22 protein-coding genes are annotated in these 22,233 nt (G+C 73.2%); 19 read left to right on the top strand and 3 right to left on the bottom strand.

All coding sequences use genetic code 11. From position 1 onward, the window contains the following. The 7 genes from QSK03_RS06660 to QSK03_RS06630 all read left to right on the top strand — a co-directional run bounded on the left by QSK03_RS06660 (position 1) and on the right by QSK03_RS06630 (position 8,360). On the top strand, positions 1–945 hold the full coding sequence (locus tag QSK03_RS06660; RefSeq protein WP_285649626.1) for a fumarylacetoacetate hydrolase family protein: 945 nt from the start codon (positions 1–3) through the stop codon (positions 943–945). Continuing rightward, positions 942–1,928: a cyclase family protein gene (locus QSK03_RS06655; RefSeq protein WP_285649625.1), complete on the top strand. Its 987-nt coding sequence runs from the start codon at positions 942–944 to the stop codon at positions 1,926–1,928. The genes QSK03_RS06660 and QSK03_RS06655 overlap by 4 nt, the downstream gene beginning before the upstream one ends. Beyond that, positions 1,928–3,055 carry an FAD-dependent monooxygenase gene (locus QSK03_RS06650; RefSeq protein WP_285649623.1) on the top strand — a complete coding sequence of 376 codons (1,128 nt, stop codon included), beginning with the start codon at positions 1,928–1,930 and terminating at the stop codon, positions 3,053–3,055. The genes QSK03_RS06655 and QSK03_RS06650 overlap by 1 nt, the downstream gene beginning before the upstream one ends. Before the next feature lie 12 nt (positions 3,056–3,067). After that, positions 3,068–4,003 carry a VOC family protein gene (locus tag QSK03_RS06645; RefSeq protein ID WP_285649621.1) on the top strand — a complete coding sequence of 312 codons (936 nt, stop codon included), beginning with the start codon at positions 3,068–3,070 and terminating at the stop codon, positions 4,001–4,003. Then, positions 4,003–4,971, top strand: a complete 969-nt coding sequence (locus tag QSK03_RS06640; protein WP_285649619.1) for a fumarylacetoacetate hydrolase family protein — start codon at positions 4,003–4,005, stop codon at positions 4,969–4,971. Before QSK03_RS06645 ends, QSK03_RS06640 begins: the two co-directional genes overlap by 1 nt. A gap of 70 nt (positions 4,972–5,041) precedes the next feature. After that, the gene (locus tag QSK03_RS06635; protein ID WP_285649617.1) at positions 5,042–6,058 is read left to right on the top strand and encodes an amidohydrolase family protein; all 1,017 of its coding nucleotides are present in this window, start codon (positions 5,042–5,044) and stop codon (positions 6,056–6,058) included. Positions 6,059–6,227: 169 nt separating this feature from the next. Further along, positions 6,228–8,360: an HNH endonuclease signature motif containing protein gene (locus tag QSK03_RS06630; RefSeq protein ID WP_285649615.1), complete on the top strand. Its 2,133-nt coding sequence runs from the start codon at positions 6,228–6,230 to the stop codon at positions 8,358–8,360. Positions 8,361–8,387: 27 nt separating this feature from the next. Here QSK03_RS06630 and QSK03_RS06625 read toward each other — a convergent pair whose 3' ends face one another. Together QSK03_RS06625 and QSK03_RS06620 are read right to left on the bottom strand one after the other, a co-directional pair. Then, a complete protein-coding gene (locus QSK03_RS06625) occupies positions 8,388–11,078 on the bottom strand; it encodes a DNA translocase FtsK (protein WP_285649613.1) in 2,691 nt (896 codons plus the stop codon). Between the two features lie 78 nt (positions 11,079–11,156). Next, a complete protein-coding gene (locus QSK03_RS06620) occupies positions 11,157–11,915 on the bottom strand; it encodes a hypothetical protein (protein ID WP_285649611.1) in 759 nt (252 codons plus the stop codon). Positions 11,916–12,447: 532 nt separating this feature from the next. On the opposite strand from QSK03_RS06620, the gene QSK03_RS06615 reads away from it, so the two are divergent. The 12 genes from QSK03_RS06615 (at position 12,448) to QSK03_RS06560 (ending at position 20,891) form a co-directional block, all read left to right on the top strand. Continuing rightward, positions 12,448–12,906: an MSMEG_3727 family PQQ-associated protein gene (locus QSK03_RS06615; protein ID WP_285649609.1), complete on the top strand. Its 459-nt coding sequence runs from the start codon at positions 12,448–12,450 to the stop codon at positions 12,904–12,906. Positions 12,907–12,938: 32 nt separating this feature from the next. Beyond that, on the top strand, positions 12,939–14,627 hold the full coding sequence (locus tag QSK03_RS06610) for a PQQ-dependent dehydrogenase, methanol/ethanol family (RefSeq protein WP_285649607.1): 1,689 nt from the start codon (positions 12,939–12,941) through the stop codon (positions 14,625–14,627). 56 nt (positions 14,628–14,683) lie between these two features. Beyond that, positions 14,684–14,773, top strand: coding sequence for a pyrroloquinoline quinone precursor peptide PqqA (gene pqqA, locus QSK03_RS06605; RefSeq protein ID WP_285649605.1), 90 nt, complete (start codon positions 14,684–14,686; stop codon positions 14,771–14,773). Between the two features lie 93 nt (positions 14,774–14,866). Further along, complete coding sequence (gene rd, locus QSK03_RS06600) at positions 14,867–15,082, top strand: rubredoxin (protein ID WP_285649603.1); 216 nt, start codon at positions 14,867–14,869, stop codon at positions 15,080–15,082. Positions 15,083–15,095: 13 nt separating this feature from the next. Further along, entirely contained in the window at positions 15,096–15,860 is a 765-nt protein-coding gene (locus tag QSK03_RS06595; protein ID WP_285649601.1) for a ribonucleotide-diphosphate reductase subunit beta, read from the top strand. 74 nt (positions 15,861–15,934) lie between these two features. After that, positions 15,935–16,027: a pyrroloquinoline quinone precursor peptide PqqA gene (pqqA, locus tag QSK03_RS06590; RefSeq protein ID WP_285649599.1), complete on the top strand. Its 93-nt coding sequence runs from the start codon at positions 15,935–15,937 to the stop codon at positions 16,025–16,027. A gap of 37 nt (positions 16,028–16,064) precedes the next feature. Then, the gene (pqqB, locus tag QSK03_RS06585; RefSeq protein ID WP_285649597.1) at positions 16,065–17,024 is read left to right on the top strand and encodes a pyrroloquinoline quinone biosynthesis protein PqqB; all 960 of its coding nucleotides are present in this window, start codon (positions 16,065–16,067) and stop codon (positions 17,022–17,024) included. 7 nt (positions 17,025–17,031) lie between these two features. Continuing rightward, positions 17,032–17,757, top strand: a complete 726-nt coding sequence (gene pqqC, locus QSK03_RS06580; protein ID WP_285649594.1) for a pyrroloquinoline-quinone synthase PqqC — start codon at positions 17,032–17,034, stop codon at positions 17,755–17,757. Further along, positions 17,754–18,035, top strand: coding sequence for a pyrroloquinoline quinone biosynthesis peptide chaperone PqqD (pqqD, locus tag QSK03_RS06575; RefSeq protein WP_285649592.1), 282 nt, complete (start codon positions 17,754–17,756; stop codon positions 18,033–18,035). The genes pqqC and pqqD overlap by 4 nt, the downstream gene beginning before the upstream one ends. Further along, positions 18,028–19,155, top strand: coding sequence for a pyrroloquinoline quinone biosynthesis protein PqqE (pqqE, locus tag QSK03_RS06570; protein ID WP_285649588.1), 1,128 nt, complete (start codon positions 18,028–18,030; stop codon positions 19,153–19,155). Before pqqD ends, pqqE begins: the two co-directional genes overlap by 8 nt. A gap of 55 nt (positions 19,156–19,210) precedes the next feature. Further along, on the top strand, positions 19,211–19,798 hold the full coding sequence (locus QSK03_RS06565; RefSeq protein ID WP_285649586.1) for a TMEM165/GDT1 family protein: 588 nt from the start codon (positions 19,211–19,213) through the stop codon (positions 19,796–19,798). A 13-nt stretch (positions 19,799–19,811) separates the two neighbouring features. Beyond that, positions 19,812–20,891 (top strand): sodium:calcium antiporter, encoded by a 1,080-nt coding sequence (locus tag QSK03_RS06560; protein WP_285649584.1) that lies wholly within the window; start codon positions 19,812–19,814, stop codon positions 20,889–20,891. Positions 20,892–20,914: 23 nt separating this feature from the next. On the opposite strand, the gene fdhA is transcribed toward QSK03_RS06560, so the two are convergent. Then, positions 20,915–22,129 (bottom strand): formaldehyde dehydrogenase, glutathione-independent, encoded by a 1,215-nt coding sequence (fdhA, locus tag QSK03_RS06555; protein WP_285649582.1) that lies wholly within the window; start codon positions 22,127–22,129, stop codon positions 20,915–20,917. Positions 22,130–22,233: the final 104 nt, after the last annotated feature.

Here is a 22,233-nt window from a genome sequence, read left to right as displayed (position 1 = left end):
ATGGGGGCGATCAGGCTGGGCACGTTCGCCGGGGCCGGCGGGCACCGGTTCCCCGGGCTCGTGACGGACGCGGGGAGCGTCGTCGACGCCAGCGAGGTCGGCGCGACCACGCGGGAGCTGCTCGCCGACTGGGACCGCGCGCTGCCGCGGCTGGACGCCCTGGCCGCCGGCGACGGGGTGCCGCTCGACGGTCTCGAGGTCCTCGCCCCGGTCGAGCCCGGACAGATCCTCCAGTCCGGCGCGAACTACCGCACCCACGTCATCGACCTCGCCGCCGCCCACCACGCGGAGCGCGGCACCCGCCCGGACGCGGAGATCCGGGCCGAGGTCGCGGCGATGATGGACCGGCGCGCCGCCGAGGGCACGCCCTACCTGTTCATCGGCCTGCCGTCGGCCGTCACCGGCCCGGCCGACGACGTCGTCATCCCGTCGTGGACACAGCAGTTCGACTGGGAGCTCGAGCTGGCCGCGGTGATCGGCCGCGAGGCGTTCCGCGTCGACCGGGCCCGCGCCCTCGACCACGTCGCTGCCTACACGATCGCCAACGACCTCACCGCCCGCGACCAGGTGTTCCGCCGGGACATGCCCGAGATCGGCACCGACTGGTTCCGCGGCAAGAACGGCCCGGGCTTCACCCCGCTCGGTCCGTGGCTCGTCGCCGCCAGCGACGTCGACCCGTCCGACCTGCGCATCCGCCTCGAGCTGGACGGTCCTGACGGCGGAGTCATGCAGGACGAGACCACCAAGGACATGCTCTTCGACGTGGCCGCCCTGGTGGCCGCGGCCTCGGAGATCACGCCGCTGCACCCGGGCGACCTCGTCCTCACCGGCAGCCCCGCCGGCAACGGCATGGCCCGCGGCCGGCTGCTGCGCGACGGGGACGTCATGAGGGGCTCGATCACGGGCCTGGGCACGCAGACGACGCGCGTGGTGGCCGAGCGATGACCGACACCACCGCCGTCGTCGCCGCCGGCCACGACCCGGCGAAGCCCGAGGAGGCCGTCGCCGCCGTCGTCGCCCGCGTCTCGCGCTGGGGCCGCTGGGGTCCCGACGACGTCCTGGGCTCGCTGAACCTGCTCACGCCCGCGAAGCGGGTCGAGGGCGCGGCGTGCGTCCGCACGGGCACCGCGTTCTCGCTGTCGCAGCCCTTCGACGAGACCGGCCCGCAGAACGGCTGGAAGAAGCGCACCAACCCGGTGCACACGATGCTCGGCACCGGCCACGAGGCCCTCGACGGCGAGTTCCCGCACGGCATCGGCGGCGCCGACGACGTCATCGCGATGCCGTTGCAGTGCTCGACCCAGTGGGACGGCCTGGGTCACATCTTCGACCACGGCAAGGCGTGGAACGGCCGCGACGCCGCCGCGGTGGTCCGCGTCGAGGGCGACCGGCTCACCGGGATCGAGACCGCCGCCGCCCACCTCGCCGGGCGCGGGGTGCTGCTCGACGCCGGGCGTGTGCTCGGCGACGACCGGGGCGAGCTGCCGGACTCGTACCCGATCACCGCCGACGAGCTCGACGAGGTCGCCCGCGCCCACGGCGTCGAGGTCCGGCCCGGCGACATCGTGTGCGTGCGCACCGGCCAGTACGCCCGCACCCGGCGCGAGGGCTGGGGCGGCTACGCGGGCGGGCCGGCGCCGGGCCTGTCGTTCACCACGCTGGACTGGCTGCACGACCGCGACATCGCGGCGATCGCCACGGACACGTGGGGGGTGGAGGTGCGGCCCAACGAGTTCGAGGTCGCCTTCCAGCCGCTGCACCAGGTCGCCATCCCGCACCTCGGGCTGTTCCTCGGCGAGATGTGGGACCTCGACGGCCTCGCCGCCGACTGCGCGGCCGACGGCCGCCACGATTTCTTCCTGACCGCGGCCCCCTTGCGCATCACCGGTGCCGTCGGATCCCCCGTCAACCCGATCGCGGTGAAGTGATGATCCAGAACGCACTGGTGGTGGGCGGGGGTGCCGCCGGCGCCGCCACCGCGATCCTGCTGGCCCGCGCCGGGGTGGCCGTCGACCTCGTCGAGGCGACGCCCGAGATCGGCAGCTCGGGGTCCGGGATCACGCTGCAGGGCAACGCGCTGCGGGTCTTCCGCGACCTCGGGGTGCTCGACGACGTGCTCGCTCACGGCTACGCGTTCGACGAGGTCGGCCTGCGCACCCCCGACGGCGGCGTCCTCGCCGTCATCCCCGACGCGCGCACCGGCGGGCCGGACCTGCCCGCGACCGTCGGGATGCCGCGCGGGGAGATGGCCCGCCTGCTCGCCGAGCGGGCCGCCGAGGTCGGCGTGAAGGTCCGCACCGGGGTCCGCGCGGAGAGCGTCGGCGAGTCCGGGGAGGTCGTCTGCTCGGACGGCACACGCGCGATCCACGACCTCGTCGTCGGCGCCGACGGCCTCAACTCCGGCGTCCGGGCGCAGCTCGGGATCGACACCCGCCCCGAGCCGATCGGCATGGGCATCTGGCGGGTCTTCACGACGCGGCCCCCGTCGGTCACCCGCACCGACCTGACCTACGGCGGCGCCGCCCACATCGCCGGCTACTGCCCCACCGGCGACGACTCGCTCTACGCCTACCTCGTCGAGGACGCGGCCGACCGGACCGGCCTGTCCCCCGACGAGCGGCTCGCCACCATGCGCGAGCTGGCCGCCCACTACGGCGGGCCGTGGACCGAGATCCGCGAGCGGATGACCGACCCGTCCCGGGTGAACTACACCTGGTTCACCCACCACCTCGTCGACGGGCCCTGGCACCGCGGGCGGGTCGTGCTCGCGGGCGACGCCGCGCACTCGTGCCCGCCCACCCTGGCCCAGGGCGCCGCGATGGCGCTCGAGGACGCGAGCGTCCTGGTCGAGGAGCTGCAGGCCGGCGACGACCTCGACGCCGCGCTCACGGCCTACACCGCCCGTCGTCGGGATCGGGCCGCCGCGGTGGTGGCGGGCTCCGTGCAGCTCGCCCGCTGGCTGCTCGACCACGAGCCCCCGCCGCAGGCGGGCGGCACCGCCGACGTCCCCGGGCTGATGGCCCGGACCGCCGCGCTGCTCGCGCAGCGCCCCTGAACCGGAGCACCGATGGACCGCCTGATCACCCACCTCCGGCACGTCGACCTCGCCGTGCCCGACTTCGACACCCAGCTCGCGTTCTACCGCGATCTCTGGAAGCTCACCCCCGAGACCACCGACACCGGCATCGCCTTCCTCGCCGCCGAGGGCTCGCCCGAGCAGTACCAGGTGCGGCTGCGGGCCGACGCGGACAAGCGCGTCGACCTCATCGCCTTCGGCGCCGCGACCCCGGCGGACGTCGACGCGCTCGCCGAGAAGCTCGGCCGGGAGGGCGTCACGCTGGTCAGCACGCCCGACAAGCTGGCGACCCCGGGCGGCGGCTACGGCTTCCGGTTCTTCGACCTCGAGGGCCGCACGATCGAGGTGTCCGCCGACGTCGCCACCCGCGCGCACCGCCGCGTCGAGGAGGGCGAGTCGGTGCCCGTGAGGCTCTCCCACGTCGTGATCAACTCGCCGCAGCCCGAGGCGCTGGTCGCCTGGTACGACCGTCACCTCGACTTCAGGCTCTCCGACACGCTGTTCTCCCCGCACATGGGCGAGATGATGTGGTTCCTGCGCTGCAACCCGCAGCACCACTCCCTGGCGATCGCCCGCTGCCCGCACGTGTCGCTGCACCACGCGAGCTTCGAGCTGCGTGGCATCGACGAGTACATGCGCGGCACCGGGCGGCTGCTGCGCGCCGGGGTCGAGAAGGTGTGGGGCCCGGGGCGGCACCTGGCCGGGAACAACACTTTCTCCTACTTCCTCGACCCGCAGGGCAACACCGTCGAGTACACGACCGAGCTCGAGTGCCTCGACGAGGACACCTGGCACCCGTCGCTGCACGACTTCACCGACCCGATGGTCTCCGACCAGTGGGGCACCGCGAACCCGATGAGCGAGTTCGTCGCCACGAAGTCGTTCAACGACCCCGACCGCGGCGTCTTCGTCGCGCCGCCCGTCTGATGCGCCTCGCGACGGTCCTGGCCGACGGGACGGCCCGGGTCGGGATCGTGGTCGACGACCACGTGCACCTGCTGGACACCGCGGTCACGATGCTGGACCTGCTGCGCGCCGGGACGCTGCCGGAGGCGGGCCGCGATGCCCTGTCGGCGCCGGCCGTGGCGCTGGACGCGGTCCGGCTGCTCGCTCCGCTCCAGCCGCCGACCGTGCGCGACTTCGTCGCGTTCGAGGAGCACGTGGAGGGGATGCGGGGCGGCAACGGCATCCCCGAGGCCTGGTACGACGCGCCGACGTTCTACTTCTCCAACCCCTACGCGACGCTCGGCCCGGCCGACGACGTCCCGGTGCCGCCCGGGTGCTCCGTGCTCGACTTCGAGCTCGAGGTCGGCGTCGTCATCGGGCGGTCCGGCCGCGACGTCGCTCCCGACGACGGGTGGGGCCACGTCGCCGGGCTGACGGTCCTCAACGACTGGTCCGCCCGGGACATCCAGTCGCGCGAGATGCAGGTCGGCCTCGGCCCCGCCAAGGGCAAGGACACCGCGACGACGCTCGGACCGTGGCTCGTCACCGCCGACGAGTTCACCCCGGACGCCGAGGGCTTCCTCGACCTCGCGATGACGGCGTCGGTCGACGGCCGCGTCGTCGGCGAGGATCTCCTCTCGAACATGGGCTGGCCTCTCGGCGACCTCGTGGCGTACGCCTCGCGGGGCACCGAGGTCCGCCCCGGCGACGTCCTCGGCACCGGCACCTGCGGCCACGGCGGCTGCCTCGGCGAGCTCTGGGGTCGTGGCGCCTCGCACGAGGACCTGCCCCCGCTCGCGCCGGGCTCCGAGGTCTCGCTGACCGTCGAGGGCATCGGGACGCTGACCTCGCGGGTGGTCGCCGGCGCCGACCCGGTCTCGATCCCCGGCGCCCGCCCGCGTCCTCGTTCCCGCCCCCGCACCCGCCCGACCGATCGCGTCGCCCGGTGACCCGTGTCAGCGAAGTGCCGTCGCTGACGCTCAGCGTCCGCAACGGGACTTCGATCATGGAGGAGACACCGTGAACCCCACCGTCGACGTCCACGCGCACGTCCTCGTCCCGGCCGCCGAGGCGCTCGTCGCCGACGAGGCCGCCCTGGCCGAGGCCCGGGCCGCCGAGGCGCGCGCCGCCGGGCCGGCGTCGTCCCGGGTCAACCGCGAGCAGATCGGGGCCCTCGGTCCGGCGCTGACCGACCGCGGCGTCCGGCTCGCGGCGATGGACGCCGCCGGCATCGAGGTCCAGCTCGTGAGCCCGATGCCGATCCACCACACCTGGGCCGACCGCGATCTCGCGGCCCGCTACGCGGCCGCGGTCAACGAGGGTGTGCTCGGGCACTGCGCCGGCACCCCCGACCGGCTCGTCGGCCTCGGGACGACACCCCTGCAGCACCCCGACCTCGCGGTCGAGGTCCTGCGCACCGCGGTCGCGGACGGCCTGCGCGGTGTGGAGATCGGCACGTTCGTCACCGGGCCCGACGGGGTGCGCCGCGAGCTCGACGACCCTGCGCTGCGCGGGTTCTGGGCGGCCGCCGCCGAGCTCGAGGCCGTCGTGTTCATCCATCCGTGGGGCTGCACGCTCGGCGAGCGGCTCGACGTCGGCTACCTGTCCAACAGCGTCGGCAACCCCGTCGAGACGACCGTCGCGCTCTCACGGCTCGTCGCGTCCGGCGCCCTGCCCGACGGCGTCCGTGTCCTCGCCGCCCACGGCGGCGGGTTCTTCCCGCTCGGCACGGCCCGCCAGGACCACGCCTGGCACGCCCGCCCCGGCGACCGAGTGGCGGCCGCTCCCCCGAGCCGCGCGCTGCGCCGCCTGTGGTTCGACGCGCTGGTCTACACCCCCGAGGCGCTGCGCCACCTCGTCGCCGTGGCGGGCGCCGACCGCGTGTGCCTCGGGACGGACCACCCCTTCGACATGGGCGTCACCGACCCCCTCGACCGTCTCACGGCCGCGGGCCTCGACCCCGCCGAGACCGAGCTCGTCCGCGCCGGGGCGGCGGCCGCCCTCCTGGCCCCGACCCGGGACAGCATCGTGTCGTGATGAGGCGGCGCGTCCACGACGAGGCGACCGCCCGTTCCGGCGGCCGCGCGCGGTGTTCCTGCCCGAGGTCTCCCGCGCGGGGATCGTTGCCGTTCTGTGACCTGCCGGTCGGGCCTGACCTGGGCTTCCCGGGACGGGACTGTCGGGGGTCGGTCCTAGTGTTCCGGGTATGAGCATCGACCACGATCTGGGGTGTGGCCTCGCGGCCGCACTGGCGGGTCGTGAGCCGGATGCCGACCTGGTGGCCGAGCTCGATGGGACAGACCCGCGCACGCTGACCGGGGAGGACCTGGCGGCGTACGTGCGAGCGCGGTGGCAGGTCCACAACCGCGCCGAGGCGATGCTGCTGGCCGGGCTCCGGGAGCTGGGCACCGCGCAGGACGGGCACACCGGTCGGCTCCCGAGCACCGACGAGTTCTCCGGCGACGAGGTCGCGGCGGTGCTGGGCTGCTCGCGCACGATGGCCTCGCGGCGGCTGCAGCTCGCCGACGATCTCTTCTCCCGCCTGCCCGCGCTCGGCACAGCGCTGTGGCAGGGGCGCCTCGACGAACCCAAGGTCCGCACGATCAGCGAGCTGACCACCGACCTGTCCGCTGACCACGCGCAGCAGGCGGTGGCCGAGGTGCTGCCCGAAGCCGCCGAGCTGCCGGTCGCGGCGCTGCGGGAACGGCTCGAGGAGATCGTGCTCGCCCTGGACCCGGAGTGGGCCGAGCGGCGCCGCAAGCGGGCCGAGTCGCGGGGGCGGGTGGAGCTGTCGATGAACCCGTCGGGCACCGCGAACCTGGCGCTGGTCGACGCTCCCGCGAGCGACGGGATCGCGTCGATGGCGCGGATCGAGGCGCTGGCCGCCGCGGTCCGCGGGCTCGGGGTGCTCACCCCGATCCAGCTGCTGCGCCGGCAGGTCGGCACGCGGCTGCTCGACGGGTCCACCGCGGGCATGCCTGACGACGACATCGCCCGCCTCCTCGCCGCCGAGTATCACGCCGCCGGCGCCTCCGACGAACCCGACGACGACAAGCCGGACGACGGCGGCCCCGGCGGCGGTCCCGATCCCGATCCGGGTCCGGACGACAGCGGGCCCGGCGGCCCTCATGGTGGACCCGCTGGCGGCGGCCCCGACGACGAGGGCCCCGACGACGAGGACCGCGACGACGAGGACCGCGACGAGGACCGCGGCGACGAGGGCCCCAGCGGCGGCCGTTCCGATGGTCGGCGCGAGGACGACCCCGGCGAGGACGCTCCGGAGCAGCCCGCGCCGCGGTCACCCGCCGAGCAGGGCGCCCTCGACCTTCCCGGCCTCCCCGTCGGGGACGACGACACCGGTGAGCCCGAACCCACGGCGCCCGTGGAGTCGCGCGCCGGACGGCTGCGCCGCGGCACCGTCGAGATTCGGCTGCGGCTGACCACCGCGCTCGGAGTCGACCAGTACCCCGCCACCGTCCCCGGCGTCGGCGCCGTCACCGCCCAGGTGGCCCGCGACCTGATCGCCGCCCGACACCACGGCGAGTGGCGCGTCGTCCTCACCGACCCCGACGGCCACCTCCACCACGTCCTGCTCGCCCGCCGTCGACCCACCCGACCAGCGAGCCCCCGCGGCCGTCACCGGGCGCGGGGGCAGGCACCGGGTCCGGCCCGGACCGGCGCGATCGTCGAACTCCAGGTTCCGACGACAGTGCTCGCTGCCCTGCACCCCGACGACCACCCCGACTGGGCGCCGCTACTGCGCGAGCTCCAGACCCGGCTCACCGACCTGCGCCGGACCGGCACCCTCGGGCACCCGCCCGACGCCGCGAGCGGCCCCGACGACTGGCTACGCCGCCGTCCCGGCGCCGAGGCCGAGCGTTGGACCCGCGCCCGCGACCGGCACTGCGTCATCCCCTGGTGTCGGCAGCCCGCCCACCGCGCCGAGATCGACCACACCCGCGAGCACGCCTGGGGCGGGCCGACCGTCACCTGGAACCTCGGGGCGTGGTGCACCCACGACCACCGCCTCAAACACCTCGGCGGCTGGCACGTGCGGCAGCCCCTGCCGGGTTGGTTCGTCATGCGCACCCGGGCCGGGGTCACCCACACCACCGGGCCGAAGAAGATTCTCCGACCACTCCCCGCCCCGAGCCCCGCCGCCACGCCCCGGCCCCTCCCCGACGACGGCTACCCCGACCGCGAGCACGACGAGCTCGACCCGCAGTGGCTCGAGAAGATCGCCCCGAAGCTCGCCGCCCAGCGCTCGCAGGCCCGGGCCGCACCCACCCCGCCGACGACGGCCGCCACGTCCGGCCCCGACGATCCGCCGCCCTTCTAGGAGCGACGGACGACGTCCGGGTCACAGTCAGTCCTCGCTCGGCGGCGGGATGTCCGAGTCGGGGTCGGCGGCCGGCGCCGGGGCCGGTTCGCCGCGCAGGGACGCCAGCAGGTCGGGCAGCTCGTCGGGCTTGAACAGCACGTCGCGGGCCTTGGAACCCTCCGACGGGCCCACGACGCCGCGGGTCTCGAGCAGGTCCATGAGCCGCCCGGCCTTGGCGAACCCCACGCGGAGCTTGCGCTGCAGCATCGAGGTCGAGCCGAACTGGCTGGTGACGATCAGCTCGGCGGCCGCGACCACGAGCTCGAGGTCGTCGCCGATGTCCGGGTCGATCTCCTTCGTCGAGCCGGCGGCCTCGGTGGTGACGCCCTCGGTGTAGTCGGGGTCGGCCTGCTCCTTGCAGTGCTCGACGATCGCCGAGATCTCGTCGTCGGAGATGAACGCGCCCTGCAGGCGGTTCGTCTTCCCGGCGCCCATCGGCAGGAAGAGCGCGTCGCCCATGCCGATGAGCTTCTCGGCGCCGGGCTGGTCGAGGATGACGCGCGAGTCGGTGAGCGAGCTCGTCGCGAACGCGAGCCGCGACGGCACGTTCGTCTTGATCAGACCGGTGACCACGTCGACGGACGGGCGCTGTGTGGCGAGCACGAGGTGGATGCCGGCCGCGCGGGCCTTCTGCGTGATCCGCACGATCGCGTCCTCGACGTCGCGCGGCGCGGTCATCATGAGGTCGGCGAGCTCGTCGACGATGCACATGATGTACGGGTACGGGCGGTAGACGCGCTCGGAGCCGAGCGGCGCCTGGATCGCTCCACTGCGCACCTTCTCGTTGAACGTGTCGATGTGCCGCACGCGGTTGGCCTGCATGTCCGAGTAGCGCTGCTCCATCTCCTCCACCAGCCACTGCAGCGCCGTGGCCGCCTTCTTCGGCGAGGTGATGATCGGCGTGATCAGGTGCGGGATGCCCTCGTAGGGCGTCAGCTCGACCATCTTGGGGTCGATGAGGATCATCCGGACCTCGTCCGGTGTCGAGCGCTGCAGCAGCGAGACGAGCATCGAGTTGACGAAGCTCGACTTACCGGAACCGGTGGAGCCGGCGACCAGCAGGTGCGGCATCTTCGCGAGGTTGGCCGTCACCATCCGGCCCTCGATGTCCTTGCCGAGCCCGATGACCATCGGGTGGGTCTCGGCCCGCGCCGTCGACGACGTCAGCACGTCGCCCAGGCGCACCATCTCCCGGTCGGTGTTGGGCACCTCGATGCCCACGGCCGACTTCCCCGGGATGGGCGCGAGCAGCAGCACGCGGTCCGTGGCCGCGGCGTAGGCGAGGTTGCGGTGCAGCGCGGTGATCTTCTCGACCTTCACGCCGTGCCCGAGCTCGACCTCGTAGCGCGTGACCGTCGGGCCCCGGGTGAACCCCGTGACCTCGGCGTCCACCTTGAACTGCTCGAGCACGCCGGTGATCGCCTCGATCATGGCGTCGTTCGCGGCGCTGCGGGCCTTGGGCGGCTCGCCGGCCGTGAGCAGGTCGGGCGGCGGGAGGCGGTAGTCGCCGTCGGTGACGTCGCGGTGGGAGCTGAACGAGGCCGCCGCCTGCGGGTCGGGCTCGGTCTCCTCCGGGGGCTCGGCAACGGCCGCCGGTGCGGCGGGAGCGGGCTTCTTCTTCGGCCGCGGCGGGGCCGGGGCCTCGTCCGGCGGCGGGCTGGTCAGGTCGGGGACGGCCGCGGCGTTGCGGTCGCGGTGCCGCGCGGGGTGGCGGGCGGCGTCCCCGTCGGAGCCGTCGGAACCGTCGGTTCCGCCGGACCCGTCGGCACCCGCCTCGTCCGACGCGGCGCCCGTGCGACCGCGGCGCCGGATCGCCGTCGTGGGCGCCGTGCCATCCGGGTCGTCGAGGGGCACGCCGTCGGCGTCGACGTCCACGTCGTCCGGGCCGCCCCAGTCGCCGTCGGGGTGCTCGCCGGTGACGAGCAGGCGCAGGCGCTGGCCGATCTCGCGCACCGGCGTGCCCGTGAGCACCAGCAGGCCGTAGAGGCCCACGAGCACCAGCACGACCCCGGCGATCCACGTCGTCACGCCCCGGGCGAGCGGGTCCGCGATCACGGCGCCGAGGACGCCGCCCGCCGTGCGGCGCCCGTCCAGCTCGCGCGGCGCGCCGACGACGAGGTGCCAGACGGCGAGGACAGCGAGGCCGAACAGGAGCGCGCCGACGACCGTGCGCGGGCGGGTCTCGGGCTGCGGGTCGGTGCGCAGCAGGATCACGGCGACCCCGAGCAGCACGACGGGCAGCACGAGCGCGGCCGCGCCGATGACGGTCCGCAGCCCGACGTCCAGGCCGGTGCCGACCGGGCCGCCGGCGCCCCACCAGACCCCCGCCGCTGTGAGCACCGCGAGCACGACCAGCGCCAGCGCCACCCCGTCACGGCGGTGCGCGGCGTCGACGTCGCGGGCCCGCCCCAGCGTGCGGACGAGCGAGCCGAGCCCGCGGGCGGTGAGCACCCAGCCCCCGCGCAGCGCCCGCACGATCGGGCCGGGCCCGGTGCGCCGCCGGGCCGGCGGGCGCTTCTTCGTCGACGAGCCCGCGGGCCGGCGCTTGGCGGGCGGCCGCGGCTGCGGCGAGCGGGTCGACGCGGCCGGGCCGGCACCCCGCTGCCGCGGCGTCCGCCCGCCCGTGAGCGGGCGACTGCGGTCCGCGCGCTGGTCTGTCTCGGTCCGGCCGGCCATGCGCCCACGGTAGCCCGCGGGCCCCACGCGTCCCGGTAACCACACGCGCCCCGGACGGACCTCACCCCGGGACGTGTGTCAGCTCTGACCCCGGCGCGCGATCTCGTCGTGCCACACCGAGGTCTTGGTGCAGTACTCCGGCGCCACGACGACGTCGCGCTCGTCGAGCAGCTGCTCGAACCCCGAGGCGGTCGGCTGCACGTCCGGCGGGCAGCAGCGGGTCGACAGCTCGACGAGCTCGCGCCCGCTCGGGAAACGGAAATGCTCGAGGTCGACGCGCGCGAGCCCCATCCCGGTCGCCGCCACCTTGACGCGCCGGACCACCAGCGGCCCGTGCACCTTCAGCTCGGAGAGCCGGGCGTCGTCGACGACCTCGCTCCCGCCCTCGCACGCCCAGGTGCCCTGGGTCCCCGAGAGCAGCTCGCGCGCCTTCGCGGAGCCCGCGATCACCGCGGCGGCGGCCGCCGAGTCGATGTCCCGGCGCACCTCGATGTCCTTCCACACGCCGGCGGGGACGACGTCGTACTCGACGCGCGCCCCGCGGGGCCGGTAGCAGCCGAGCTCGGTGCCCCGGCGGCGCGCGGAAACCGCGAGGTCGAACTTGCCGCGCGCCCGGCGCCGCAGCCGGATCTCGACGCCGGCCTGCAGGAAGTCCAGCTCCTCGGTGTCGAGCAGGTAGGTCTGGCGGACGCTCCACGGGGGGCCGCGCCGCCCCGTCAGTGCCTCGGCGGCGGCTCCGGCCGGAGGCACGAGCAGCGTCTTCAGCTCGACGCTGTCGGCGTGGACGCCGTGGGTGGCGAGCCACGCGAGCGCCTCGGTCGACCCGAACCTGCCCACCTGCGACCGACCTCCCACCAGGCGCTCCGGCAGCCCCGTCGGCGGCTCGCCCGGTGCCGACGATAACTGCGGTCGGTGATCCACGACACCTCGGGCCGCCGAACCTGGCCGGATGGCCAGGGTGCGCCACGCATTCCGCCGCGCCGACCGAGTGTTCCGCACATCGGAACAGTGGCCGGCAACTACTTCCCGTGATCGACCCAGGCCACCCGCGTGATCAAGCCTCCGGAGCAAGATCGAGATCCGAAACCCCCGCGCTGCCCCTTGCCGAGCCAGGACAGCCTCCCTACTGTCCCCTGTGGCTCAGCACACACCGCTCGGCGGCCGTCGTCATCCGGTCGCCGTCCTGCTGCGTGTGTCCTGCCGCCCAGCGGTCGACATCGTCGGCCGGACGGTCGTGCGACCGAGGCGGCGGAGCCCTCCTCACCCACGCATCGTCCGCCGCGATGGGCCATGCCCGGCGAGACCCGGTTGCCGAACCCCGGGGGTCGTCAGCGAAGACGAGAAGGGCACCCATGAGGAGGTACGTCGCATGACGTCCACAGATCGATCCGCCGACCTGGCCGCTGCCGGCCTGGACGGGCAGAACAAGACGGCACTCGGTCGCCTGCTCGGCACCGGCAGCATCGGGCACGCCGAGAAGGGCTCCGACGGCGTCATGCGGGCCACGGTCCGCATCCCGGAGGACGAGCTGATCTGGGAGCCCTCGATCCTCGTGTTCCCGGAGGGCGGCGAGGTCGAGCTCACGCTCATCAACGACGACAAGAACACCCACTGCGCGGTGCTGCCCCACAACGGTGACCCCAAGATCATCTGGCTGGTCAACCACTCCAAGGGCACGGCTCGGCTCTCGCTCTCCGGGCCCGGCACCTACTACTACGGCTCCACCACCGGCAACGACGAGGGCCGCGGCCTGACGGGTGCGCTCGTGTTCGGCGGGGAGGTCCCCGACCACGCGAAGCAGGACCGCCCGCCGCAGCCGCGTCCGTAGATCCCAGCGCGTAGAGACCGGAGAGGAAACCGATGACCGACTACGTGGACGCCGGCGAGGCCGTCCCGCACAAGACCCTCAGCGCCACCAGGGGCCAGGCCCCCGCGACCAGCGAGGTCAACTACGAGCGCATCCGGAACGCGCGCTCGGAGCCGCAGAACTGGCTGACCTACTACGGCACCTACGACGGCCAGCGCCACAGCGGGCTGGACCAGATCAACAAGGACACCGTCAAGCGCCTGACGCCGGCGTGGGTGTTCCAGGCCGGCATGAACGGGCTGCACTCCGGCGCGTCGACCTACTCGTTCGAGGCTTCGCCGCTCGTCGTCGAGGGCGTCATGTACGTCTCCGGCCCCGACGGCAAGGTCTGGGCGATCGACGCGGTCACCGGCGAGGAGCTGTGGCGGTACAAGTACGCGTCGCCCTACGACGTGTCGCTGTGCTGCGGCAACGTCAACCGCGGCGTGGCCGTCGGCCACGGCAAGGTCTACATGTACACCCTCAACGCGCACCTCATCGCGCTCGACGCCCAGACCGGCGACCTGGTCTGGGACGTCGTCAACGGCGACGTGCGCGCCGGCGAGAGCGGCACCGTCGCCCCGCTGCTCGTCAAGGACATGGTCGTCGTCGGGAGCTCCGGCGGCGAGTTCGGCCTCCGCGGCCACATGGACGCGTTCGACGCCCAGAGCGGTGAGCGGCGCTGGCGCAACTACACGATCCCGAAGCCGGGCGAGCCCGGCGCGGAGACGTGGCCGGACGACGGCGAGGCGTGGCAGCGCGGCGGCGCGAACTGCTGGGTCACCTGCACGTACGACCCGGACCTCGAGCTGCTCTACCAGGGCACCGGCAACCCGGCGCCCGACTTCGACGGCGGCGTGCGTGAGGGCGACAACCTCTACACCGACAGCGTCATCGCGGTCGACGTGAACACCGGCACCATCCAGTGGCACTACCAGTTCACGCCGCACGACCTGTGGGACTACGACTCCACGATGGAGAACCTGCTCTTCGACGCTCCGGACGGGCGCAAGCTGCTCGCCCACGCGGACAAGAACGGCTACTTCTTCGTCATCGACCGCACCAACGGCGAGCTCGTCCGCGTGTTCCCCTTCGTCGACCGCATCACGTGGGGCGAGATCACGCCCGACGGCAAGGTCACCCCGAAGGTGTACCCGGACGAGGAGGGCGTCCCCGTCCACTTCTGGCCCGGCCCGGCCGGTGGCAAGGAGTGGACGCACATGTGCTTCAACCCCAGCACGGGGTTGATCTACGTGCCCGTCCAGGAGGTCGGGGCGACGGCCACCCGCCGCCGCCGCGAGTTCAAGGAGAGCATCCCCTACTGGGGCGCCGGCGTGGCCGTCGACCTCGACGACTTCTACGGCTACGTGGCCGCCATCGACCCGGTGTCGGGCGAGGAGAAGTGGCGCTGGAACAACGAGTACCCGATGTGCGCCTCCACGCTGAGCACGTCGGGCGGGCTGGTCTTCCAGGGCACGCCCACCGGCGAGTTCGTCGCCCTGGACGCCGACACCGGCGAGAAGCTGTGGTCGTTCCAGTGCGGCAGCGGGCACCACTCGAGCCCGTCGACGTACGAGGTGAACGGCCGCCAGTACGTCGCGGCGCCCACCGGCTGGGGCGGCTGGGTCGAGGGCTTCCTGCCCGGCCTGCTCGGCGCCGCCGCCGGCGACGCGCTGTTCGTCTTCGCCCTGCCCGAGAGCTGACCTGCCGCTCCGCGGCGACATGTACGCCGGCAGCCGCCGGCAGAGAGGAGAAGGACATGGAGCTCCACGTGTGGGAGACCCCCGAATTCGAGGAGATCGGTGTCGCGCCTGAGGTGACGATGTACGTCGCCCAGATGGACGACTGACAGACAGATCGCGAAGGGGCGCCGGATCCGTTCCGGCGCCCCTTCGCGGCGTTTCGGCACGGACCCGGTGGGAGATCCCGCGGAGGAGAGGACATGACCGTCGAGCAGACCGAGGCGCCCCCCGCGGCCGCTCGCTGGCTCTGCGAAATGTGCGGGTTCATCTATGATCCTGAGGAGGGCGATCCCGACAGCGGCATCCCGCCGGGCACGCCCTTCGAGGACATTCCCGACGACTGGATGTGCCCGATCTGCGGCGCCGAGAAGGCGGACTTCCGCGAGCTGGAACCGGGTGAGTTCCCGGAGATGTGAGGTTGCAGCAAGAATGATCACCGGGTACGGCCACTTCGTCCAGCTCGCCGAGTCGCTGCAGTGGGACGAGACGACCATCGACCTCACGGCCGACATCGAGGCCTTTCCGAAGCTCGACCAGGACGAGTACGACCAGGTCCTCGGGCTGCTCGCCGGCTTCTGCATCGGTGAGACCTCGGTGGCCACGCACCTCACGTCGTTCCGCGGCGCGGCGACCGACGACGACATGATGGGCCGGGTCTTCGAGGCCCAGGCACGCGACGAGGCACGTCACGCCCGGTTCTTCGACCGGGTGGTGCGCGAGGTCGCGGGGGTGCCGGGCGCGAGCATGACCGAGCGCGTCGACCACCTGCGCGACCGCGTCGGCCCCGACCTCGTCGAGCTGTTCGAGGAGCGCCTCCCCGCCATCGCGGCGCAGGTGGCCGAGGACCCCCAGCAGCTCACCGCCGCCGTCGGGCTCTACCACATGATCCTCGAGGGCGTCGTGCTCACGGCGGGTCAGCACGCGCTGCTCGAGACCCTCAAGGGCCTGTCGGTGAAGATGCCCGGGGTCGTCAAGGGAATGGAGCTGGTGCTGCGCGACGAGCGCTGGCACATCGGCTTCGGGTCCCGGGTGATCCAGAGCGCCGACGTCGTCGACGACCAGATGGAGGAACTGCTGACGCAGGGCACCAAGGCCGCGTCGGCATGGGGCGACCTCATCGCCCAGGACGACATCGCGCACGTGGAGCATCTCCACCAGCGCCGGCTCAAGTCCGTCGGCATCAAGTTCTGGTGACCACTCGGCCTACTGCCGCGTGACCCCGCGGCAGGTATGTTGACCTTCGTCGATCGAGAGGAGGTGCGAGAATCATGGAGTCGCTCTCCGTCTGGGAGACCCCGGAGTTCGAGGAGATCGGTGTCGCCCCCGAGGTGACCATGTACGTCGCTGCGCTCGACGATTGACGACGATCGCGACAGGGGCGCTGGACCGTGCCGTTTCTTGGGCGCAGTTCCGGCGCCCCTGTCGCCGTCGGGGGCCCACGATGTGCGCGAGGAGGAGACGGCGATGTGGCTGCGGGTGCTCGGCGCCGGTGCGGGCGGCGGCTTCCCCCAGTGGAACTGCGGCTGCCCGGGCTGCCGCGCCGTGCGGGACGGGTCCCGGCCGGCCACCCCGCGCACCCAGTCCTCGATCGCCGTGAGCGCCGACCGCCGCACCTGGTTCCTGGTCAACGCCTCCCCCGACCTGCGCGCCCAGATCGACGCCGACCAGGACCTCCACCCGCGCACGGGCCGTGACAGCCCGATCGCCGCCGTGCTGCTCACCGACGCCGAGCTCGACCACACGATGGGCCTGCTCCTGCTCCGCGAGGGGCCCGGCATCGCGCTGCACGCCACGGACGCGTCGTTCGAGACGCTGCGCGACGGCACGGGCTTCCTGCCGACGCTCGAGCGCTACACGCAGGTCGAGCGCCACCGCGTCGTGCCGGGCGCGACGGTCGCCCTGCACGAGCACCTGAGCTACCGAGCCTTCGACGTCCCGACGGTGAAGAAGGCCCGGTTCGGCGGAGTCGAGGACGAGGGACGCGTCGTGGGCTACCGGTTCACCGACACCGCGAGCGGGCGGACCGCTGTGTACCTGCCGGGCGTCCAGGAGATCACCCCGGCGGTGCACGAGGAGCTGGCCGGCGCCGACGTCGTGCTCGTCGACGGCACCACGTGGACCGACGACGAGATGATCACCATGGGCCTGGCGTCGAAGACCGCGCGCGACATGGGCCACCTGGCCGTCGGCGGCCCGGGCGGCAGCCTCGCGGTGCTGGCCGACCTGCCGGCCGAGCGCCGGATCTACGTGCACATCAACAACACGAACCCGATGCTGCTCGAGGACACCCCCGAGCACGCCGAGGTCATCGCCCGGGGCGTGGAGATCGCGCCCGACGGGCTCGAGGTGGAGGTCTGACAGCGGCATGACGGTCACCCACGCGACCAACGGCACCCACGGCACGGGCGAGGCCGTCGGTCCCGACGCGCTCGTCGAGCGGCTGCGGTCCCAGGCCCACCGCTACCACAGCGAGCACGACTTCCACGTGCGCATGAACGCCGGCGACCTCTCCCCCGACCAGATCCGGGGCTGGGTCGCCAACCGCTTCTGCTACCAGGAGGCGATCCCGCGCAAGGACGCCGCCATCCTGGGCAACTGCCCCGACCGCGAGATCCGGAAGCGCTGGATCCGGCGGATCACCGACCACGACGGCACCGACACCACCGAGGGCGGGATCGAGGCCTGGCTGCGCCTCGGCGAGGCGTGCGGGGTCCCCCGCGCCGAGATGGAGGACGGGCGCCACATCGTCCCGGGCGTCCGCTTCGCGGTCGACGCCTACGTCACCTTCGCGCGCACCCGACCCTGGGTGGAGGCCGTCGCGTCGTCGCTCACCGAGCTCTTCGCGCCGGGCCTCATGGCCGAGCGCCTCGCGGCGTTCGAGAAGCACTACACCTGGATCGACCAGGACGGCCTCGACTACTTCCGCAACCGCCTGCACCAGGCGCCGCGCGACTCCGAGCACGCGCTGGAGATCGTCAAGGACCGGTGCCGCACCGCCGAGCAGCAGGACGCCGCGGTGGCCTCGCTCGCGTTCAAGAACGACGTGCTCTGGAGCATGATGGACGCGATTGATCGGGCGTACCCCTCGTGACCAGCACCGTTCCTCGCACCGGGCGGCCACGGCTCGCCCGGTTCGTCAAGACGCGCTACGACAAGGCCCGTGAGCGCCAGGTGCTGCTCGGGCCGGAGACCGTCGTGGTGCTCAACCCCACCGGCGCGGACATCCTCGCGCTCTGCGACGGCCGGCACAGCGTCGCCGAGATCGTCGACGAGCTCGGGCGCCGGTACGACCGCGTGGTCGACGACGAGGTCGAGGCGTTCCTCGCCAAGCTCGTCGCACGACGCTGGGTGGAGATCGACCATGACTGACGGGCCCCTCGGACTCCTCGCCGAGCTCACCCACGCGTGCCCGCTCGCGTGCTCGTACTGCTCGAACCCCCTCGAGCTCACGAAGCGCTCCGAGGAGCTGGAGACCGACGACTGGCGCCGCGTGCTCGACCAGGCGGCCGACCTCGGCGTGCTGCAGGGCCACTTCTCCGGCGGCGAGCCGCTGCTGCGCCGCGATGTCGTCGACCTCGTGGCCCACGCGAGCGGGCTCGGGATGTACACGAACCTCGTGACCAGCGCGATCGGGCTCTCCCGCACCCGCGCCGAGGCGCTGCGCGAGGCCGGGCTCGACCACGTGCAGGTCAGCATCCAGGCCGACGAACCGGTGCTCTCCGACCGGCTGGCCGGCATCTCGTCGTTCCAGAAGAAGATCGAGGCGGCGCGGCTGGTCAAGGAGCTGGACTGGCCCCTGACGCTCAACGTGGTGCTGCACCGCCAGAACATCGACCGGATCGAGGCGATCCTCGGCTGGGTCGAGGACCTCGGCGCGGACCGGGTCGAGCTGGCCAACACCCAGTACTACGGCTGGGCGCTGCGCAACCGGTCGGCGCTGCTGCCGAGCCGCGAGCAGCTGGCGCACGCGGAGCAGGTCACCCGCGAGTGGCGCGAGCGGCTCCGGGGCCGGACCGAGGTCATCTACGTCATCCCGGACTACTACGCGGAGTACCCGAAGCCCTGCATGGGCGGCTGGGGTGCGCGCCAGCTCGTGGTCGGCCCCGAGGGCAACGCGTTCCCCTGCCTCGCGGCGCACGAGCTGCCGCTGCCCCGGGCGAGCGTCCGCGAGCACGAGCTCGCGTGGATCTGGGAGTCCTCGCCGCTGTTCTCCGCGTTCCGCGGCACCGACTGGATGCCCGACCCCTGCGCGAGCTGCGATCGCCGCGAGGTCGACCTCGGCGGCTGCCGCTGCCAGGCGTTCCAGCTCACCGGCGACATGGGGCGCACCGACCCGGTCTGCGTCCTGTCCCCCGACCGGCACCTCGTCGACGAGGCGGTGGCGGCCGCCAACGCCCCCGACGCGCCGTCGTCGCCGGGCCGGTCGGCGCGCGAGCCCGTGCTCGTGCCGGTGCCGGAGCTCGTGCCCCGCCCGCACCGCGCGGACTGATCACCCGACCCTCCCGGCGGTTGCGGTCGCGGCGCGCGACCGGTCACCATGCCCCGTGTCCGTGATCGCCATCACCTTCGTCGTCGTCGCGCTGGCGGAGATCGCGGACACGAGCGGCCTGGTCACGCTCGTGCTGGCCACCCGCTTCCCGGCCCGCTGGGTGCTCCTCGGCGTCTGCGCCGGGATGCTCGTGCACGTCGGCGTCGCGATCGCGGCCGGGAGCCTGCTGGGCCTGCTCCCGGAACGCGCGCTCGAGGCCGTCCTCGCCGTGGTGCTCCTCGTCGGCGCGGTGCTGCTGATCCGCGAGGGCGAGGAGGACGACGACGACGACGATGACGACGACGAGGAGCGGGAAGCGCCCCGGTCGCGGTGGGGGGTGGTCGCCATGGCCTTCGGCGTCACCGCGCTCTCGGAGTTCGCCGACCCGTCGCAGATCCTGGCCGCCGCCCTCACCGCGCGCTACGGCGAGCCGCTGCTGGTCGCCATCGGGGCCGTCCTGGGGCTGTGGGCCGTGTCCGCCCTCGCGGTGTACGGGGGCAACCGCCTGCGCCGCTTCGTGCCGGTGCGCTGGGTGACCCGGATCGCCGGCGCCATCATGATCGTGCTGGCCGTCATCAGCGCGATCGACGCCATCCGCGGCTGAGGGGGAGCGCTCAGTGGTCCCGATCATCGAGTTCGCGCTGGGCATCGCGGTCCTCGTCTACAGCGCCGAGAAGCTGATCGGTTACCTCGTCGGCGTCGCGAGCCGGTGGGCGATCTCGTTGTTCCTCGTCGCGGTCGTGTTCACCGGCATCGAGTTCGACGACCTCGCGTTCGGCATCGTGCTCAACGTCGAGGACCTGAGCGAGGTCGCGCTGGGCACGGTCATCGGGACGACCGTGGCGCTGACCGGCCTCGTGCTCGCGCTGGCCGCGCTCATCGCGCCGTGCCGCGTCGACGTCCCGAAGGACTACCTCGGCCTCTTCGTCGCCGGCCCCGTCGTCGTGTACGCCCTCGCGCTCACCGGGGCGCTGACGGTCGCCGCCGGCCTGGTGCTCCTCGTGCTGTTCGTGGCGTTCGTCGGCTGGATCGGCTTCCGCGAGTACACCTCGCGGCGCCCGGTGTGGCGCCACGCCGAGCTCTACGAGCAGATCGACCACGTGACCGTGGGGCGGGGCGCGACCGGGACCGGGGTGGGGCGGACGCCGCCCGACGGCGGGAGCGGGCGCTTCGACCTGCCCCCGGACCTGCGCGTCGACCAGGGCTTCCTGCGGGCCCGCCAGCACACGCCCGGGGTGACCGTCGCCCTCGCGGTGCTCGCGCTCGCCGGACTGATCGCCGGCGCGCTCGTCGCCGGGCAGGGCACCGACGGCATCCTCCGGGAGTTCGCCCTCTCGGGCACCGTCTTCGGCGTCACGATCGCGACGCTCGCCCTCTCGCTCGAGGACATCTTCCTCACGGTCGAGCCCCAGCGACGCGGGGCACCGGAGATCGCCGTCGCGAACATCGTCGGCAGCGTCGTGTTCTCGGTGACCGGCAAGCTCGGGATCATCCTGCTCGTCGGCGGCGCGATCGTGGTCACCCCGGACGTGGTGGGCTGGCACCTGCCGGCGCTCGTGCTCATGACGGCGACCGCGGCGGGGTTCCTGGCGACGGGACGCGTGCGCCGCTGGCACGGGATCGTGCTGCTCGCCCTCTACGCCGCGTACTTCGTCGTCAGCCTCGTGGCCTTCGGTGCGGTCCCGGTCGACGGCTGACGACCGGGACCGCACCGAGCGGGTCAGGCCGCGATCGACCCGTGCGGGTCGATGACGAACTTCTTCGCCACGCCCGAGTCGAACTGGGCGTAGCCCTGCGGGGCGTCGTCGAGCGAGATGACGGTCGCGTTGACCGCCTTCCCGATTTGGATCCGGTCGCGCAGGATCGCGTTCATCAGCTGCCGGTGGTACCGCATGACCGGGCACTGCCCCGTGGTGAACGCGTGCGACTTCGCCCAGCCGAGCCCGATCCGGATCGACAGGCTGCCCTCCTTGGCGGCCTCGTCGGCCGCGCCGGGGTCACCGGTGACGTAGAGGCCCGGGATGCCCAGCCGCCCTGCCGCGCGCGTGACCTCCATGATCGAGTTCAGGACCGTCGCCGGCTGTTCGTGGGCCGCGTCGGCGCCGTGGCCGCGGGCCTCGAAGCCGACCGCGTCGACGGCCGCGTCCACGACCGGCTCGCCGACGATCTGCTCGATCTTGTCGGGCAGCGATCCCTCCTCCGCGAGGTCGATGGTCTCGGCCCCGATGGCGTTCCTGGCGTGCTCGAGGCGCTCCTTGTTCATGTCGCCGACGATCACCGCCGAGGCACCGAGGAGGCGCGCCGAGGCGGCCGCGGCCAGGCCGACCGGACCGGCGCCCGCGACATAGACCGTCGAGCCCGTGGTCACGCCGGCCGTGACGCAGCCGTGGTACCCGGTCGGGAAGATGTCCGACAGCATCGTCAGGTCGAGGATCTTCTCCATCGCCTGCTCGCGGTCGGGGAAGCGCAGCAGGTTCCAGTCGGCGTAGGGCACCATCACGTACTCCGCCTGGCCGCCCTGCCAGCCGCCCATGTCGACGTAGCCGTACGCCGAGCCGGGGCGGTCGGGGTTGACGTTGAGGCAGACGCCGGTGTGCCCCTCCTTGCACATCCGGCAGCGGCCGCAGGCGATGTTGAACGGCGTCGAGACCAGGTCGCCCTGGGCGATGAACTCGACGTCGCGCCCGACCTCGACGACCTCGCCGGTGATCTCGTGGCCGAGGATCAGGCCGGGCGGCGCGGTGGTCCGGCCGCGCACCATGTGCTGGTCGGAGCCGCAGATGTTGGTGGCGACCAGCTTGAGGATCACCCCGTGGGGACACTTCCGTCCGATGTTGGCGGGGTTCACCCCCGGCCCGTCCTTGAGCTCGAGGCCCGGGTACTCGATGTCCTGGATCTCGACCTTCATGGGTTCGATGTAGGCGACGGCCTTCATGGGCGCTCCTCGGTGAACGTCGCGCTGGCCCTGACGGCCCTGTCGAGAGCCGCCGTGGCGGGCTGACCCCTCGATTCTCTTGGGGAAAGTGGGTCGCGTCACTC

This window comes from Actinomycetospora sp. NBRC 106375 (genome assembly GCF_030269665.1).
In the GTDB taxonomy this organism is placed as follows: Bacteria; Actinomycetota; Actinomycetes; order Mycobacteriales; family Pseudonocardiaceae; genus Actinomycetospora.
The sequence above is the reverse complement of the archived record's forward strand: the minus strand, read 5'-3'. Positions and strand labels throughout refer to the sequence as shown.